The following is a 15,963-nucleotide window of genomic DNA, read 5'->3' as shown; positions in this document are numbered from 1 at the left end:
AAAAACTTTGTCGCAGAATTGTCAGGCGGGAGACATTTCAAAATAGCGCTTTCCCCTATTGAGGACCACCTTGGGTGATGCGGCTTTTGATCCCGATCGGGAGCAAGAGTGGCGCGGCGCCGGTCGAGACCAATAGCTGCATGGCCTCACCGGCACGGCCGTACTAGGATCGCCCGACAGGAACGGACGAAGAGCGCCGCTGAATGCGCCATCACCGGGAGGGATTTGTTTGGTGGCTACCAGTCTCGAAGTGCGCGGCGTGTCCTTGCGATTCGGCGGCGTCCGTGCGCTGACCGATGTCAGCTTTGCCATCAATGACGGCGAGCTGTTCTCGATCATCGGCCCCAACGGCGCCGGCAAGACCTCGATCGTGAATTGTATTTCCGGTCGCTACAAGCCGACCGAGGGCCAGCTGTTCTACCGCGGCCGCGACATCACAGGGCTGACGCCGAACGCGCGCCCCACCCTCGGCATCGGCCGCACCTTCCAGAATCTCGCCCTGTTCCACCACATGAGCGTGCTCGACAACATCATGGTCGGGCGCCATCACCTCCTGAAGAACAATTTCCTCACGGGATCGCTGTACTGGCTCACCGGCGCGCGCAAGGAAGAACTCGAGCACCGCCGCAAGGTCGAGGAGATCATCGACTTCCTCGATCTCCAGTCGGTGCGAAAGGCGCAAGCCGGCACCCTCTCCTACGGCCTGCGCAAACGCGTCGAGCTCGCCCGTGCCATGGCGCTGGAGCCGCGCCTCATTCTCCTCGACGAGCCGATGGCCGGCATGAACTTCGAGGAGAAGGAGGACATGGCGCGCTACATCGTCGACCTCAACGAGGAGTTCGGGATGACGGTGGTGATGATCGAGCACGACATGGGCGTGGTGATGGACATCTCCCACCGCGTCATGGTGCTCGATTTCGGCCGCAAGATCGCCGAGGGCGATCCGGCCGCCGTGCTCGCCGATCCCCACGTCAGGCGCGCCTATCTCGGCGAGGAGGACGAGGTGCTGGTCGATCCGGACGATGCTCCGCCAGCGCAGGAGAGTGCGGCATGATGGATTACGCGGGCCGCGTCGCGCAGGCCGACACCTATCCGAAGATGCTGCGGCTCAATGCCAGGGAGCACGGCAACGAGATCGCGTTGCGCGAAAAGGATCTCGGGCTCTGGCGCGTCTTCACCTGGAATGACTACCACACCCGCGTACGCGACTTTGCGCTCGGCCTCATCGAATTGGGCTTGGGACGCGAGGACGTCATCGGCATCATCGGCGACAACCGGCCGGACTGGGTCGCGGCGGAAGTGGCGACCCACGCCATCGGTGGATTGAGCCTTGGGCTTTATCGCGACGTGCTGGACGAGGAAGCCTCCTACCTCCTCAACTATGGCGAGGCGCAGGTCGTTTTCGCCGAGGACGAAGAGCAGGTCGACAAGCTGCTCGCGCTTGCCGAGCGTGTGCCGCGGCTGAAGCACATCATCTATTCCGATCCGCGCGGCATGCGGAAATACGACGATCCCCGACTGATGTCGGCGGAAGCGTTCGCCGAGCTCGGCCGCGGCCGCGCCACGCGTGAGCCGGAGCTCTACGATCACCTCGTCGATGCCACCAAGGGCGAGGATGTCGCGATTCTCTGCACAACGTCGGGCACCACCTCGCACCCGAAGCTCGCCATGCTCGCCGCCGGCCGCGTGCTCGGCCATTGCGCGACCTATCTCGCCTTCGATCCGAAGGGGCCGGACGACGAATACGTCTCCGTGCTGCCGCTACCGTGGATCATGGAGCAGGTCTATGTGCTCGGCAAAGGCCTCTTGTGCCGGATGAAGATCAACTTCGTCGAAGAGCCTGATACGATGATGAACGATCTGCGCGAAATCGCGCCGACGTTCGTGCTGTTTGCTCCGCGCGTCTGGGAGTCCATCGCCGCCGACGTCCGCGCCAAGGTGATGGACGCAACGCCGTTCAAGCAGCGCCTGTTCGACATCGGCATGAAAAGCGGACTCGCCGCGCTCGCGGACGGCAAACGTTCGAGCTTTGCCGACGCAATCCTGTTCCGCGCGCTCCGCGACCGCCTCGGCTTTACCCGCCTGCGTTCGGCCGCGACCGGCGGCGCAGCACTCGGCCCTGATACCTTCAAGTTCTTCCAGGCCATGGGCGTGCCGCTGCGCACGCTCTACGGCCAGACCGAACTGTTAGGGGCCTACACACTGCATCCCGAGGGCAAGGTCGACCCCGACACGACAGGCGTGCCGATGGCCGACAGCGTCGAGATCCGCATCGACAATGCCGACGTCCACGGCGTCGGCGAGATCGTGGTGCGGCACCCCAACATGTTTCTCGGCTACTACAAGAGCCCCGAGGCAAGCGTTGCCGACATCAGGGACGGCTGGATGCTGTCGGGCGATGCCGGCTATTTCAACGCGAACCGCCAGCTCGTCGTCATCGACCGCATCAAGGACCTCGCCGAGACCTCGCGCGGCGAGCGCTTCTCGCCGCAGTTCATCGAGAACAAGCTGAAGTTCTCGCCCTATATCGCGGAGGCCGTGGTGTTAGGGGCCGGCCGCGACGCGCTCGCGGCGATGATCTGCATCCGTTACTCCATCATCTCGAAATGGGCGGAGAAGAGCCGGCTCTCGTTCACGACCTACAGCGACCTCGCCTCGCGCCCCGAGGTCTATGCGCTGCTCAAGAAGGAAGTCGAGACCGTCAACGCCACATTGCCGCCGGCGCAGCGCATCTCGCGCTTCCTGCTGCTCTACAAGGAGCTGGACGCCGACGACGGCGAGCTCACCCGCACCCGAAAGGTGCGCCGCAGCGTCATCAACGAGAAGTACGAGGGTATCATCAACGCGATCTACCGCGGTGATGCCGACATCCCCGTCGACACCGTGATCCGCTTCCAGGACGGCACCACGCAGCGCGTGCGAACGACGCTGCGCGTGGTGGATCTCGGCGGGCATGGGCATATGGCGGAGGCCGCGGAGTGAGCCTGCTTCGAACCGAGACCGCGCTGCCAGCCGATGCGCCCTCTGCCCCTGTGGGAGAGGGCATCTCCGCCGCTGGCCACACCCTCACCCGGGTGAGGGGTCCCCTCTCAGCACCGTCGCTGCCGAAAGACCCCCTCACCCGGCTTCGCTTCGCGAAGCCACCCTCTCCCACAAGGGGAGAGGGTGCACCGTCATCGCTTCTGCATTTTGCGCGGGCATCGACATGAACACCGCCTTCCTCATCCAGCTCCTGGTCAACGGCCTCGTGGTCGGCACGCTCTATGGCGTGGTCGCGATGTCGTTCGTGCTGATCTACAAGGCGACGCAGGTCGTCAACTTCGCGCAAGGCGAGCTGCTGCTGGTCGGCGCCTGGGTGTGCTGGGCGCTGCTTGCGAAGTACCAGGTGCCGTTCTGGATCGGCATGCCGATGACGCTGGTGTTCATGTTCGTATTCGGCATCGCGATCCAGGTGCTGATCCTGAGACCGATGATCGGCGAACCCATCATCTCGGTGATCATGGTGACGATCGGCCTCTCGACCGTGCTCCAGGCCACGCTCAAATGGATATTCGGCGTCAATCCGCAACCGTTCCCGCGCGTGTTCGAGAGCCAGTCGGTCAGCCTGCTCGGGCTTCAGATCCAGACCGTCTATGTCATGAGCCTCGTGGTCTCGGTCGCCATGATGATCGGCATGGCCTGGTTCTTCCGTGCCTCGAAGTACGGCCTCGCCATGCGCGCCACCGCGTTCAACCAACAGGTCGCGCAGTCGCTCGGCATCTCCGTCAAGAGCGTGTTCGCGATGGCCTGGGCGATCTCCGCGACAGTGTCGGCGGTCGCGGGCGTGGTGGTCGCCGTCGTCAACGGCGTGTCCTCGGGACTTGCGGCCTACGGCATCAAGGTGTTCCCGGCGGCGATCCTCGGCGGGCTCGATTCCGTCGGCGGCGCCGTGCTCGGCGGCATCATCATCGGTTTGCTCGAGAACATCGCGCAATATGTCGACAGCGAGTATCTGCACTGGGGCAATCTCTATGAGATAGCACCGTTCTACGTCCTCATCATCGTGCTGATGATCAAGCCCTACGGCTTGTTCGGCACTCACGACATCGAGCGGATCTGATCCATGGCCGGTCCTGCCCTCATCCCTGCTGGTGATTTCCGCACCTCCTACGCGGCGGACACCACGATCTTCCCGACCACGACCAGCCGCAACTTTGCGGTCATCGGCGTGCTGTTGCTCGGCCTCGTGCCGCAATTCTTTGGCGGGTACTGGCTCAGCATCCTGATCCAGATCGGCATCTTCTCGATCGCGGCGCTCGGCCTCAACATCCTGGTGGGCTTCACCGGCCAGATCTCGATCGGCCATGCCGCTTTTTTCCTGCTCGGCGCCTTCACCTCGGCCTACATCTCCAACAACGCGCCGATCCCGGTGTTCTTCGCGATCCCGCTCGCGGGCGTCGTCACCGCGCTGGTCGGGCTGATCTTCGGCATCCCGGCGGCGCGACTGAAGGGGCTCTACCTCGTCATCGCAACGTTGGCGGCGCAATATATCCTGCTCGACTTCTTCTCTCGCGCGGAGTGGTTCACCGGCGGCTCGGTGCCGGCCAGCGCCAATCCGTTCTCGATCTTCGGCTTCACGCTGCGCGGCGACAGGCAATATTTCTATGTCGTGCTGGCCTATGTAGTCGCGAGCTACGTCCTCGTCACCAATCTGATGCGCACACGCGACGGCCGTGCGCTGGTGGCGATCCGCGACCATTATCTCTCCGCCGAGATCATGGGCATCAACCTCACCAAATACCGCACGCTGTCGTTTGGCCTCGCCGCCTTCTTCGCCGGCATCGCCGGCGCGCTCTATGCGCATTACCAGCTCGTGGTCTCGCAGGAGGGTTTCGGCATCGAGCGCTCGATCCTGTTCCTCGCCATGATCATCATCGGCGGCACCGGTTCGATCATGGGCACGCTGATGGGCACGGCCTTCGTGGTGCTGCTGCCTGAGACGATGGAATTCATCAGCCTCTACCTGAAGGGCGGCGCGATCGACAAGGCGCTGTCCCTCAACACTAACATCACCTTCCTGCGCGAGATCGCGATCGGAGTGATCATCATCGCGTTCCTGATGTTCGAGCCGGACGGGCTCGCGCATCGCTGGCGGCAGATCAAGGCCTACTGGAAACTCTACCCGTTCTCGCATTGAGCACGGGCAACTCGCTAATCAACTAATAAACAAGGAGGAGGCAACCAATGAAGACAAAATCCCTTTTGAGCACTGCATCGCTCGCGCTGGCGATCGCCGCATTCTCGGCCGGCGCGCAGGCGCAGATCGCGATCGGCCATCTCGCCGATTATTCCGGCGGCACCTCCGACGTCGGCACGCCCTACGGCCAGGCCGTCGCCGACACCTTCGCCTGGGTCAACAAGAACGGCGGCGTCGGCGGCAAGCAGCTCAGCGTCGATACCAACGATTACGGCTACCAGGTGCCGCGCGCGATCGCGCTCTACAAGAAATGGTCGGCGCCGGACTCGAAGGTCGCCGCGATCATGGGCTGGGGCACCGCAGACACCGAAGCGCTGACCGGCTTCCTCGCCCAGGACAAGATCCCCGACCTCTCCGGCTCCTATGCCGCAGCCCTCACCGATCCCGAAGGCGTCAGCGGCAAGGCCAAGCCCGCGCCCTACAATTTCTTCTACGGCCCGAGCTATTCGGACTCGCTGCGCGCGATGCTGATGTGGGCGGCCGAGGACTGGAAGGCCAAGGGCAAGCCCGGCAAGCCGAAGTTCGTGCACATGGGCGCCAACCACCCCTATCCGAACGCGCCGAAGGCCGCAGGCGAAGCCATGGCGCAGGAGCTCGGCTTCGAGGTGCTGCCACCGCTGGTGTTCGCGCTCACACCGGGTGACTACAGCGCGCAGTGCCTGAGCCTGAAATCCTCGGGTGCCAACTACGCCTATCTCGGCAACACCGCGGCTTCCAACATCTCCGTCCTGAAGGCTTGCAAGACCGCCGGCGTCGAGATTCAGTTCCTCGGCAATGTCTGGGGCATGGACGAGAACGCCGCCAAGACCGCCGGCGATGCCGCCAACGGCGTGATCTTCCCGCTGCGCACCGCAGTGAGCTGGGGCGGCGATGCGCCCGGCATGAAGACGGTGATGGAGATCTCCAAGATGTCCGACCCCACCGGCAAGGTCTACCGGCCGGTGCATTACATCGCGGCGGTCTGCTCGGCGCTCTACATGAGGGAGGCGCTCGACTGGGCTGCCAAGAACGGCGGGGCGACCGGCGAGAACGTCGCCAAGGGCTTCTACCAGAAGAAGGACTGGGTGCCGGCCGGAATGGACGGCGTCTGCAATGCCTCGACCTGGACCGACAAGGACCACCGCGGCACGCTGAAGGTAGACCTCTATCGCACCAAGATCGCGGGTGCGACCGACGGCGACCTCAATGATCTCATGGCCAAGGGCACGATCAAGCTCGAGAAGGTCAAGACCGTCGAGCTGCCGCGCAAGCCGGAACTGCTGGGGTGGTGAGCCCGGCATTCACCACACGCACGAACGTCATCCCCCGCGAAAGCGGGGGATCCAGTACGCCGCGGCCTCTCGGGGAACGTCGAGCGTCTCTGGAATACTGGGTCACCCGCCTTCGCGGGTGACGACATCAAGAGAGTAACTAGCCATGAGTGAACCGGCTCACATCGAGCGTCCCTCCCCCAGCGTCGTGCCCGCGCCGCCCCTCCTCGCCGTCCGCAACATCGAGGTCGTCTATGACGACGTCATCCTGGTGCTGCGCGGCCTCAGCCTCGACGTGCCCAAGGGCGCGATCGTGGCGCTGCTCGGGGCCAACGGTGCCGGCAAGTCGACGACGCTGAAGGCGATCTCGGGGCTGCTCAAGACCGAGGACGGCGAGGTCACTCGCGGCGAGATCCTGTTCGAGGGCTCCGCTATCGCCGGCATCGATCCCGACAAGATCGTGCGTCGCGGCATCTTCCAGGTGATGGAGGGCCGGCGCATCGTCGCCGACATGACGTCGCTCGAAAACCTCAAGCTCGGCGCCTTCACCCGCAGGGATCGCGAGGTCGATGCCGATCTCGACATGGTCTTCAACTATTTCCCGCGCCTGAAGGAGCGCACCGGCCTTGCCGGTTATCTCTCAGGCGGCGAGCAGCAGATGCTTGCGATCGGCCGCGCTCTGATGGCGCGCCCGAAGATGATCTTGATGGACGAGCCCTCGATGGGCCTGTCGCCGCTGCTGGTGAAAGAGGTGTTCTCGATTATCCAGAAGATCAACCGCGACCTCGGCGTCACCATCCTGCTGGTCGAGCAGAACGCCCGCGCCGCGCTGTCGGTTGCGAGCCACGGCTACATCATGGAACAGGGCAAGGTCGTGCTCGACGGCACCGCGGACGAACTGCGCGACAACGAGGACGTCAAGGAGTTCTACCTCGGCGGCGCCGGCGATCAGCGCAAGAGCTTCAAGAACCTCAAGAGCTTCAAGCGGCGCAAACGGTGGCTGTGAAATTCAGCTCAGCACCTTCTCCGCTTCCGTGACTGCGCAGAGAACATGATAGAACGACGACGCAGGAATGGTGTCGACCAGCGATTTGCCGTCGCGATCGAACTGGTCGTACCAGCCGCCCTTCACGGGATGGCTGAGATAATGCCGTTCGAGCCGCACCAGCGCCGCGCGCGCCTCGTCCGCAGCGCCCACCTCGCCGGACTCGGCCTGCGCGATCCACGCCTTGGCCATCTCGGTCTGCGGCCACAGCCGGCGCGTGCTGCGACGGATGTTGCCGCTGGCATCGCCCTCGTCGACCAGGCACCCCGTGGCCTCGTCGCGATAGCGCAGCGCGGTCGCGAGCAGTTCGGCGCGACGCTGTCCGGTCGGGCAACCCGTGATGCGTTCAAACCCTTTCAGCAGCCAGACCCACTCGGCCTGATGGCCGGGCTCGACACTGACGGGCTCGATCTTGGACCAGTCCTCCTCGAAATACTCCGTCAGGATCCGCTTCTGCTTGTCGTAGAGATTGGCGAGGAACAGCGCGAAGAACTCGCCGGCGCGGTTCTGGAACGACAGATCGTGGGTCGCATCGAAGCACGCGATCATCGCCTCGAACAGATGCATGTGCGGGTTCTGCCGGCGCGGCAGCGAGACCGGCAGGCCTTCATGCACGCCGCCATGCGGCGAGCGCAGATGGCCGTCGAGGAAGGCGAGCAGCGCATCGATCTCGGCGCGAATTTGCGCATCCTGGTCGAGCCCGTAGACGGCCGCGAGCGCAAACAGGATGAAGGCGTGGTCGTAAGCATCGCGTCGGCCGTCCAGCACGGCGCCGTCCGGCGTCAGCCGGTGCACGTAGCCAGACCGGCCGTCGGGCGCCTTCGCTTTGCTGAGCAGATGCTCCAGCCCCTTCAGCGCGATGGCGCGCCCCCCAGGGTACCAGCCCATCTGCGCCGCCTTGGCGTAACAATAGATCTGGCGCGCCTGCACGAGCACGCGCCGCGGTGCGGCCGTGTCGGCCGTGCCGTCACGGTGCAGCCGGTCGACGAAACCGCCTGCCGCATCGTCCCAGCCGACGGACGACCACAGCGGCAGCGCCTCGTCGATCATGCGGCGCTTCAGGCGCGCGACGACGTCCGCCGCCTCGTCCGCCGAAATGATGCCTTCGTCCGCCATCGCGTCCTCTCCACGCCTCGACCCTGGCCGTCTGATACCCATGCCGGCGGCGGCGTGCAACGGATGCCAACCCGGAAAGACCAGCCATGACCGCCCATTACGACGCCCGCGAGACGCGCGAACCGGCCGTGCGCGAGGCGGAGCTGTTCTCCCGCCTGCCGGACGTGCTGCGCGGCGCGATGGCCGCGCCCGCCTACGCCAAGCGGCTGAAGGGCATAGATCCGGCCGCCGTGACCTCCAGGGCGGCGCTGGCGGGCCTGCCGGTGCTCCGCAAGTCGGAGCTGCCGGCCCTGCACAAGGCCTCAGCGCCCTTCGGCGGCTTCGTGCCGGCAGCCCCGGGATCGTTCGCCCGCCTCTTCACCTCTCCCGGTCCGATCTTCGAGCCTGAAGGGCGGCAGGCCGATCCCTGGCGCGGTGCGCGGGCGCTGTTCGCGGCCGGGTTCCGCCCCGATGACATCGTGCTCAACACCTTCAGCTACCACCTCACCCCCGGCGGCTTCATCTTCGATGCCTCGGCGCGCGCGCTCGGCTGCGCGGTGATCCCGGCCGGCCCCGGCAATACCGAACAGCAATTCGAACTGATCGAGGCCTACCGTCCGGTCGGCTACAGCGGCACGCCGGACTTTCTGAAGATTCTGCTCGATGCCGCAGCAAGCTCGGGGCGCGACATCTCCTCGATCAAGCGTGCGCTGGTCTCGGGTGCGGCCTTCCCGCCCTCGCTCCAGGCCGAAATCAAGTCACGCGGCATCGACGCCTACCAGGCTTTCGGCACCGCCGACCTCGGCCTCATCGCCTTCGAGACCGAGGCGCGTGAGGGCATGGTCGTGAACGAGGATCTGATCATGGAGATCGTCAATCCCGGCACTGGCGATCCCGTCGCGCCGGGCGACGTCGGCGAGATCGTGGTGACCTCGCTCGATCCGCACCATCCCTGGATTCGCCTCACGCTCGGCGATCTCACGGCAGCGCTGCCGGGCCCAAGCAAATGCGGCCGCACCAACATGCGCATCAAGGGCTGGATGGGCCGCGCCGATCAGACCACCAAGATCAAGGGCATGTTCGTCCGACCGGAGCAGGTCGCCGAGATCGGCAAGCGCCATGCCGCGCTCGGCCGCCTGCGCCTCGTCGTCATGCGCCAGGGCGAGGCCGATGCGATGACGCTGCGAGCGGAAACTGCGGCCGCGAGCGACGCCCTGCGCGAGGAAATTGCAGGCACCTTGCGCGCGGTGACGAAACTCGGCGGCAATGTCGAACTGGTCAGCCCGGGCGCGCTGCCGAACGACGGCAAGGTGATCGCGGACGAGCGGTAGCACGATGCGCAGAACGAACCCAATTTTTGCGTTGATACCGCTGATCAATTGAGATGAAACGCAAAAAACTGACGCCACATAATACTAACCCGACGGCAGCCTGCGCTTCGCATATGCACGCCGCATGTAGCGGTCGAGCGCGGCCAGCCCTCCGTCTCCGCCAGCATGTCAATATTTTCCCGTGTTTTTAGATTCGGTGGCCTTCCAGCCCACAATTCAGCCCACAAGGCAAATAGAACCGATTCGGTCCTATTTGGGTAAGGCACTGCCGTAGCGGGACTGGGCTGCCAACTTCGTCCTGTAGCTGGCTGTCACTTCGAGCAGACCGGCGCGCTTCAAGGGCGGGGCGCTTTCCTCGGCCAGCTCCAAGCAGATGCGCTCCATGCGCGAGATCTTCGATTTCGTGCTGATGTCGCCCCATAGCCGGGATGAGACTCCGGCCGGCGGTCACCCGTCAAGAGCAGCCGGTGTTGTCCACATCCACGACGGGCAGTAGCTCGCCCGCGCTCTGCGCCGCTAGGAATCGATAATTTGACTCCGGCCGGCGCCGCGGTTCGATGCCGTCATGCGAAGGCAGAGAACCGAGCGGCCGCCAGGGCTTGGCACCAAGAGCGCATGCGTCAGCGCGCTGAAGAAGCGCGGGCCGACGCCATAGCAGCCGATTTGGCCGAGCTGGGCCGGCTTCGTCACTAGCTCATCTTCGGCAGGAAGGATCTCCGCGCGGATCGAGAGAAGCTGATGAAGGCCATCGACGACTACGTCGAAGAGATGACTGGCGATCGTGCTGCACTGCACGCCAAGAACCACAAGTGCGGGTGAGCTTCGCCTGTAGGTTGACATTTGATATTGCGGGAACTTTCGGCAATTTGGTACATTCCCGTTACCGAAGTCTAGTTTGCCGTCGCTTATCATGTCTCTCGGGTTTGAGGAGGTAGCGTTGAGCCGGGAATTAAGGGAATTCCGCAGGCTCGAGCGCGCTTGCAGAGAACACGCGGCTATCGCTTCCCTCGATCTTGAGCGTGAGGGTCTTCTCAAGGTTGCCGAGGATTACCGTAGGGCTATCGAGTCCTTGCAGCGCCAAGCCCACCGCGGACTGCCCCTCGTAAATTTCCCAACGAAAGGCCCGCCAGCGTGAACGGGCGGGTCAGCGCTTCGCTGCATTGCCAGCTAATTCCATCGCGAGATCTAGGGCTGCAATTCCAATTTGGTCGGTCGGACGAGATCGACAGCGCTGATCCATCCAAGCAATTATCGCTGTAAAGTCACCGCCTCCGACAATTTCTCTATCGCCGCTAACATTCAGACCACTGATGAAGCCTACAACCCAGGATTCGAAAGCGCCCTTTACTACCGCATTCTTGGTTCTGTTCGTCCAAGCCGAGCACGACTGCGAACCGGCCCCCACGATGGTGGCCCCGGCGCGGAGCGGATTGGTTGGCAGTAGTAGCAAGGCGACGACCGCCAATACCCTCATCATCAGAACCGGTAAGCTGGATGTCGAAGACCAGCCTACCGATCTAGGTCGCTCTTGTCAGCCGGCGTAAGACAACCCGAATGTTGGCCGCTGCCGGGTGCGCTTCCGGTGCAGTCGACGGCGGGGCTTCATTGGTCGCGCTCGGCCAAGATGCGCCGGAGCTCTGCCGTGACGATCGCTTGGTCCCCAGGCGAGAGCTGAGCATATCTCGCCGCGATGTTTTCGGTGCGGATGACTGCGGCCTCCCGGCCGCGGCGTTCGTCGACCATCCGCTTGAGGCCATGGAGGCAGCCGCCCAACATCCAGCCGTAGCTGATGCGATGGCGATTGCAGTAGTCGGCTAGCGCCTCCGAGGGGGTCGGGCCGATCTTGGGCGGCGCTTCCAGTTGCCACTCGATTGAGAGCCACAGGAGGCACCTGCTGATGTGCCGCGACGAGCTGGCGCGGTCCGAGCTCAATCGGCCTATGGCGCTCTCCCACTGGCTGCGGAGCCGTTTGGCGGCGTTGCGGCGGCGGGTAATCGGCCGGCGGCAGGGCTTCTGCTTTGCCTTGGCCATGGCTCAGCCCTCCATAGAGACGCTGGAGGCCATGCCGAGCGGCGCAGCGAGCTTAGTCTCTGCCTGGGTCAGAAGCGCCTCGCGGGCCGCCGCGTGCTCCCGATCGCGCTGGATCTGCTGGCGGATGCCATAGAGCTTAGTAGCCGCCGCAGCAGCGAAGAAACGATGATGGCTTTGGAGACGTGATCAAAATTGTGCACCGGCGCGCCGCAGAGAGGTCAACCGCCGAGAACAAGCACAACCGGCCAAAGCTTCGCAAGTAGCCACAGCATAAGCGCGAAACCAGCCAAGATGCCCATCAACGTCAAGGCGGCTCGTGAATTCCTAAAGATCATCGTGCTCCAGCGTACTATCATGGGAGCCGCTCGGACAGAGCAGATGAGTGGAGAGCCACGAGCGACACCCGGGATCAGCTCCAGATCCCCGAGAACAGACCGGCTGAGAGGAGTTCTGGGAAAGAGGCGGCTGGAGGTAGATCGTTGCAGATCACAGGCCGGGCGCCTGCCGACCTGAACCGCCGCCTGTTGCTGCGGAAGATCTCGACCTCGTTTTGCCGGCGCTTGTCTGAGGGCCTATACTCTCCGCTGCGTTTGCTCAGTTGGCTTCGATTTGACGTTTTGACGCGATTGCGGGCCTCCTCGATCCTACAGCGTAGCCATCGCTAGGGGAACCGATCGCATCCCCCTCGGCCAACGAGAAAAAATCATGCTGAGAGGCGTGGCAGTCCTTGGTTATTCCTGTCGCTATTCGCTCTTTTTCGTTGTGAGATGATAATGGCTTCGCTGTGCCAGCAGCGGGGTAATGAAAGATTTGAGGTTTGCCCCATCAAACAGATAGGCCTGAATACCGGCCGCTTTCGCAGCATCAAGATCGCTTTGCTTGTCACCTATCATGAAGCTATCGCTCACGCTCACCGGATACCTCTTAAGCAAAGCATTGATCATTCCAGGTTGCGGCTTGCGGCAGCTGCACAGGACTCGGTATCGCGCAATCTGGGCATCGGGATGGTGTGGACAAAATTCGAAGGCATCGATTTGCGCGCCCACACTGGCGAGCTCATTCGACATCCATTCGTGCAGACTTCTAACATGGCACTCCTCGTAGAAACCTCTGGCAATTCCCGATTGGTTCGTCACAACAAAAGCGAAATAACCGGCTTCATTAACCGCCTTGACAGCCTCGAGGGCACCCGCGACCCACCGAATTTTGTGCGGATCAAAAGCATAGCCGTCATCCTCGATGAGGACACCATCACGATCAAAGAAAACAGCGGGACACATAAAATCCTCTTGGTTCCTAACGCACCGAACTCGCACCATTGTTTTCGGACAGTTGGTGCCACTTCTCAACCCGTTTCGGTTCATAGGGAATAGGTCCGTAGCTCATGCCGGAGGATGCCAAGGAGGCAACTGGCCGGGGGATCAGGCCAAGCGCTCCTAGTCAGGGGCGATCAGCTTCGAGGCCCACATCGCGGAGGTGTTCCATGCACCAATCCAGTGACCGGCATAGGGACCATCGCAGCGGCCTGGCCCGAGCCCTGGCCGAGCTAGTAAACCCAGACAAGACCCTGACCGCCGTCATCCGGTCCCCTTCCCCGAAACGACGAAGGCATCTTCGAACTTTGCCGCCCGGGTGCTAGACTCCTGTCGTACTACTTCGCGTTCAGCGCCTTCAAGATATTCTAGTCACGTGAATCTAAAGTTCGCCACATAAAGTCCGCTGAGCTTTATAGCAGAAGCGTTTGACGGAAGCCAAAATCTGGTCTGCGGACTTGGTCCATTTGAATGGCTTCGGTTTTCTGTTGTGCAGGTCGATGAAGGTACGGATGTCGGCCTCGAGCTGCCTGACGGAGGTGTGAACACCTCGCTGGATCTGTTTTCTGGTGAGTTCAGCGAACCAGCGCTCGACCTGATTGATCCATGACGCGGAAGTCGGCGTGAAGTGGACATGATAGTGCGGCCGACGGGCGAGCCACGCTTTGATCTTAGGTGTTTTGTGGGTGGCGTAGTTGTCCATGACGAGATGGACATCGAGGCCTTCAGGAACTTGAGCATCGATCCCTTTTAAAAACTTCAAGAACTCGACTGCCCGGTGCCGCTTATAGCATTTGCCGATGACGAACCCCGAGGCGACATCGAGCGCGGCAAACAGCGAGGTCGTACCATGCCGCACATAACTGTGCGTGCGCCGTTCCGGTACGCCCGGCATCATCGGCAGGACCGGCTGCTCGCGATCCAGGGCCTGGATCTGGCTTTTCTCATCGATACTGAGGACAAGGGCTCGGTTCGGTGGGGACAGGTAAAGGCCGACGATATCGCGGACCTTGTCGACGAACAGCGGGTCGCTCGACAGCTTGAATGTCTGGCTGCGGTGCGGCTGCAGGCCGAACGCCATCCACATTCGGCGGATCGTGGTGTGGGAAAAGCCAGTTTCCCCAGCCATTGAGCGGATCGACCAGTGCGTCGCGTCGGGTGGCGTTGTACGCAATGTCCGCTCAATTACCTCAGCAACCTGATCGTCGTTGATGGTTCGAGGGCGGCCAGGGCGGGCCTCGTCAAGCAGGCCATCACAGCGATCCTTCAAAAATCGGCGACGCCACTTGCCAACGGTGTGTTCGTGGAGGCCGAGTTCGGCAGCCACGGACTTGCTTGGCAAGCCATCCGCACACCGCAGGATCGCGCGGCAGCGCTCAGATAGCGATCGGGCAACGCGATGACGACGAACTTGCCTCTCCAAGTACGCCCGCTCCTGCGGACTAAGCACCAACGGCGCGATCGGCCGGCCTCGTTCACCTGCATTCGCCACGAGCTCTCTCCTCTGTAGAGATTCGAGCTATCAACTAATGTGGCGAACTTGCGTTCCAGATGACTAGCCGCTTAGCACCATGCGGCGCTCTAGACGCTTTTCTCAACGCGCGGCGACTGACGATCCACTCCGCCCGGGCACGATCCACGATGCGGCTGACCAAAAATGAGTGACGCATTGCTTACTAGCGAAGGTAATCCACGCGTACTAGTGACTGGAGCGAACGGTTTCATCGGACGCCATGTGGCCTCCGCGCTAAAAACGCGAAAGATGGTCGGTCCGTCGCGCGGTCCTCAGCTCGGAAGGCATGGACGACGACGTCGTAATCGAGACGATCGGCCCCGACACCGATTGGTCAGCCGCGCTTGAAGGTATCGATTGCGTAGTGCATCTCGCCGCCCGCGTGCATCACAAGCACGAGGAATATGCAGTCCAGATCTACCGCAATGTCAACGTCGCCGGCACGCTGCACCTGGCGCGCAGTGCAGCGACGGACGGCGTGCGACACTTCATCTTCGTCAGCACGGTTCTCGTGCATGGCCGCAGCAATGACGGCCGTGCGCCGTTCAGCGAAGACGACATCCTCACGCCACGCGGCCTCTATGGTATGTCCAAGGCGGCGGCCGAGGCGGGGCTGAGGACGCTGGCGCGCGACAGCACCATGAATATCTCGGTGATCAGGCCGCCGCTGGTTTATGGCGCGGGCGCCAAGGGCAATTTTGCGCTGCTCAAGCGAGCGGTGGATTTGGGACTGCCATTGCCTTTTGCGGCGATCCGCAATCATCGCGCCTTCCTCGCGGTCCAGAATCTCACATCGTTTATCCTGCGACGGCTTGCCCATCGCGATCCGGAGAGTAATTTCGAAATCTTTCTCTTGGCCGACCGGGAGCAGGTCTCGACGCCCGAATTCATCGAGCGCTTAGCCATAGCGTCCGGCAAGAAACCGCGGCTGTTTAGCGTGCGGCTGGAAGTGCTCACCGTGCTACTTGGCGTGATCGGTCGGCAGGATACGCATGACAGCCTGATTGGCTCGCTTGAGCTCAAAGTCTCCAAGGCGATCGCGACGGGCTGGCAACCGCAGGTGACGCTCGATGAGGGCCTGCGGCTTGCATTGTTGGCTCAGGACGCCTAATGGCCGGTCAGCCGTGCGCTGCCTTAGCAATAAAGTGC

14 protein-coding genes are annotated in these 15,963 nt (G+C 62.8%); 9 read left to right on the top strand and 5 right to left on the bottom strand.

Features of this window, described 5'->3' with window-relative positions; all coding sequences use genetic code 11:
• Window positions 1-232: 232 nt before the first annotated feature.
• The 6 genes from ACVJ5M_RS16570 to ACVJ5M_RS16545 all read left to right on the top strand — a co-directional run bounded on the left by ACVJ5M_RS16570 (window position 233) and on the right by ACVJ5M_RS16545 (window position 7,492).
• A complete protein-coding gene (locus ACVJ5M_RS16570) occupies window positions 233-1,054 on the top strand; it encodes an ABC transporter ATP-binding protein (RefSeq protein ID WP_014493868.1) in 822 nt (273 codons plus the stop codon).
• Window positions 1,051-2,982: a long-chain fatty acid--CoA ligase gene (locus ACVJ5M_RS16565; RefSeq protein ID WP_354100630.1), complete on the top strand. Its 1,932-nt coding sequence runs from the start codon at window positions 1,051-1,053 to the stop codon at window positions 2,980-2,982. Before ACVJ5M_RS16570 ends, ACVJ5M_RS16565 begins: the two co-directional genes overlap by 4 nt.
• Window positions 2,983-3,205: 223 nt before the next feature.
• Window positions 3,206-4,099, top strand: a complete 894-nt coding sequence (locus tag ACVJ5M_RS16560) for a branched-chain amino acid ABC transporter permease (protein WP_063982173.1) — start codon at window positions 3,206-3,208, stop codon at window positions 4,097-4,099.
• Window positions 4,100-4,102: 3 nt separating this feature from the next.
• The gene (locus tag ACVJ5M_RS16555; protein WP_354100629.1) at window positions 4,103-5,176 is read left to right on the top strand and encodes a branched-chain amino acid ABC transporter permease; all 1,074 of its coding nucleotides are present in this window, start codon (window positions 4,103-4,105) and stop codon (window positions 5,174-5,176) included.
• Between the two features lie 47 nt (window positions 5,177-5,223).
• Complete coding sequence (locus ACVJ5M_RS16550) at window positions 5,224-6,507, top strand: ABC transporter substrate-binding protein (protein ID WP_208070463.1); 1,284 nt, start codon at window positions 5,224-5,226, stop codon at window positions 6,505-6,507.
• 145 nt (window positions 6,508-6,652) lie between these two features.
• A complete protein-coding gene (locus ACVJ5M_RS16545) occupies window positions 6,653-7,492 on the top strand; it encodes an ABC transporter ATP-binding protein (protein ID WP_028152015.1) in 840 nt (279 codons plus the stop codon).
• 3 nt (window positions 7,493-7,495) lie between these two features.
• Here ACVJ5M_RS16545 and ACVJ5M_RS16540 read toward each other — a convergent pair whose 3' ends face one another.
• On the bottom strand, window positions 7,496-8,647 hold the full coding sequence (locus ACVJ5M_RS16540) for an AGE family epimerase/isomerase (protein WP_354100628.1): 1,152 nt from the start codon (window positions 8,645-8,647) through the stop codon (window positions 7,496-7,498).
• An 86-nt stretch (window positions 8,648-8,733) separates the two neighbouring features.
• On the opposite strand from ACVJ5M_RS16540, the gene ACVJ5M_RS16535 reads away from it, so the two are divergent.
• Window positions 8,734-9,957 (top strand): phenylacetate--CoA ligase family protein, encoded by a 1,224-nt coding sequence (locus ACVJ5M_RS16535; RefSeq protein WP_354100627.1) that lies wholly within the window; start codon window positions 8,734-8,736, stop codon window positions 9,955-9,957.
• Window positions 9,958-10,473: 516 nt separating this feature from the next.
• On the opposite strand, the gene ACVJ5M_RS16530 is transcribed toward ACVJ5M_RS16535, so the two are convergent.
• From ACVJ5M_RS16530 to ACVJ5M_RS16515, 4 genes are all read right to left on the bottom strand, one after another.
• Window positions 10,474-10,869: a hypothetical protein gene (locus ACVJ5M_RS16530; RefSeq protein WP_354100626.1), complete on the bottom strand. Its 396-nt coding sequence runs from the start codon at window positions 10,867-10,869 to the stop codon at window positions 10,474-10,476.
• Window positions 10,870-11,559: 690 nt separating this feature from the next.
• A complete protein-coding gene (locus tag ACVJ5M_RS16525; RefSeq protein ID WP_354100625.1) occupies window positions 11,560-11,988 on the bottom strand; it encodes a hypothetical protein in 429 nt (142 codons plus the stop codon).
• 743 nt (window positions 11,989-12,731) lie between these two features.
• Window positions 12,732-13,268, bottom strand: coding sequence for a D-glycero-alpha-D-manno-heptose-1,7-bisphosphate 7-phosphatase (locus tag ACVJ5M_RS16520; protein ID WP_354100624.1), 537 nt, complete (start codon window positions 13,266-13,268; stop codon window positions 12,732-12,734).
• A gap of 415 nt (window positions 13,269-13,683) precedes the next feature.
• Entirely contained in the window at window positions 13,684-14,793 is a 1,110-nt protein-coding gene (locus ACVJ5M_RS16515) for an IS630 family transposase (protein ID WP_135216181.1), read from the bottom strand.
• 165 nt (window positions 14,794-14,958) lie between these two features.
• Between ACVJ5M_RS16515 and ACVJ5M_RS16510 the strand changes: the two genes are divergently transcribed.
• Together ACVJ5M_RS16510 and ACVJ5M_RS16505 are read left to right on the top strand one after the other, a co-directional pair.
• Entirely contained in the window at window positions 14,959-15,162 is a 204-nt protein-coding gene (locus tag ACVJ5M_RS16510) for an NAD-dependent epimerase/dehydratase family protein (protein ID WP_456679360.1), read from the top strand.
• Window positions 15,101-15,925: an NAD-dependent epimerase/dehydratase family protein gene (locus ACVJ5M_RS16505; RefSeq protein WP_456679359.1), complete on the top strand. Its 825-nt coding sequence runs from the start codon at window positions 15,101-15,103 to the stop codon at window positions 15,923-15,925. Before ACVJ5M_RS16510 ends, ACVJ5M_RS16505 begins: the two co-directional genes overlap by 62 nt.
• Window positions 15,926-15,963 lie beyond the last annotated feature (38 nt).

This window comes from Bradyrhizobium sp. S3.7.6 (assembly GCF_054061875.1).
Note: the sequence above shows the minus strand (reverse complement) of the source record. Positions and strands in the feature narration are given on the sequence as shown.

What these genes read in the sequence shown, in the direction of transcription:
- ACVJ5M_RS16565 (WP_354100630.1), top strand. Translation starts at nt 1,051, where the DNA reads ATGATGGATTACGCGGGCCGCGTCGCGCAGGCCGACACCTATCCGAAG.
- ACVJ5M_RS16560 (WP_063982173.1), top strand. Translation starts at nt 3,206, where the DNA reads ATGAACACCGCCTTCCTCATCCAGCTCCTGGTCAACGGCCTCGTGGTC.
- ACVJ5M_RS16555 (WP_354100629.1), top strand. Translation starts at nt 4,103, where the DNA reads ATGGCCGGTCCTGCCCTCATCCCTGCTGGTGATTTCCGCACCTCCTAC.
- ACVJ5M_RS16550 (WP_208070463.1), top strand. Translation starts at nt 5,224, where the DNA reads ATGAAGACAAAATCCCTTTTGAGCACTGCATCGCTCGCGCTGGCGATC.
- ACVJ5M_RS16545 (WP_028152015.1), top strand. Translation starts at nt 6,653, where the DNA reads ATGAGTGAACCGGCTCACATCGAGCGTCCCTCCCCCAGCGTCGTGCCC.
- ACVJ5M_RS16540 (WP_354100628.1), bottom strand. Translation starts at nt 8,647, where the DNA reads ATGGCGGACGAAGGCATCATTTCGGCGGACGAGGCGGCGGACGTCGTC.
- ACVJ5M_RS16535 (WP_354100627.1), top strand. Translation starts at nt 8,734, where the DNA reads ATGACCGCCCATTACGACGCCCGCGAGACGCGCGAACCGGCCGTGCGC.
- ACVJ5M_RS16530 (WP_354100626.1), bottom strand. Translation starts at nt 10,869, where the DNA reads ATGATAAGCGACGGCAAACTAGACTTCGGTAACGGGAATGTACCAAAT.
- ACVJ5M_RS16525 (WP_354100625.1), bottom strand. Translation starts at nt 11,988, where the DNA reads ATGGCCAAGGCAAAGCAGAAGCCCTGCCGCCGGCCGATTACCCGCCGC.
- ACVJ5M_RS16520 (WP_354100624.1), bottom strand. Translation starts at nt 13,268, where the DNA reads ATGTGTCCCGCTGTTTTCTTTGATCGTGATGGTGTCCTCATCGAGGAT.
- ACVJ5M_RS16510 (WP_456679360.1), top strand. Translation starts at nt 14,959, where the DNA reads ATGAGTGACGCATTGCTTACTAGCGAAGGTAATCCACGCGTACTAGTG.
- ACVJ5M_RS16505 (WP_456679359.1), top strand. Translation starts at nt 15,101, where the DNA reads ATGGACGACGACGTCGTAATCGAGACGATCGGCCCCGACACCGATTGG.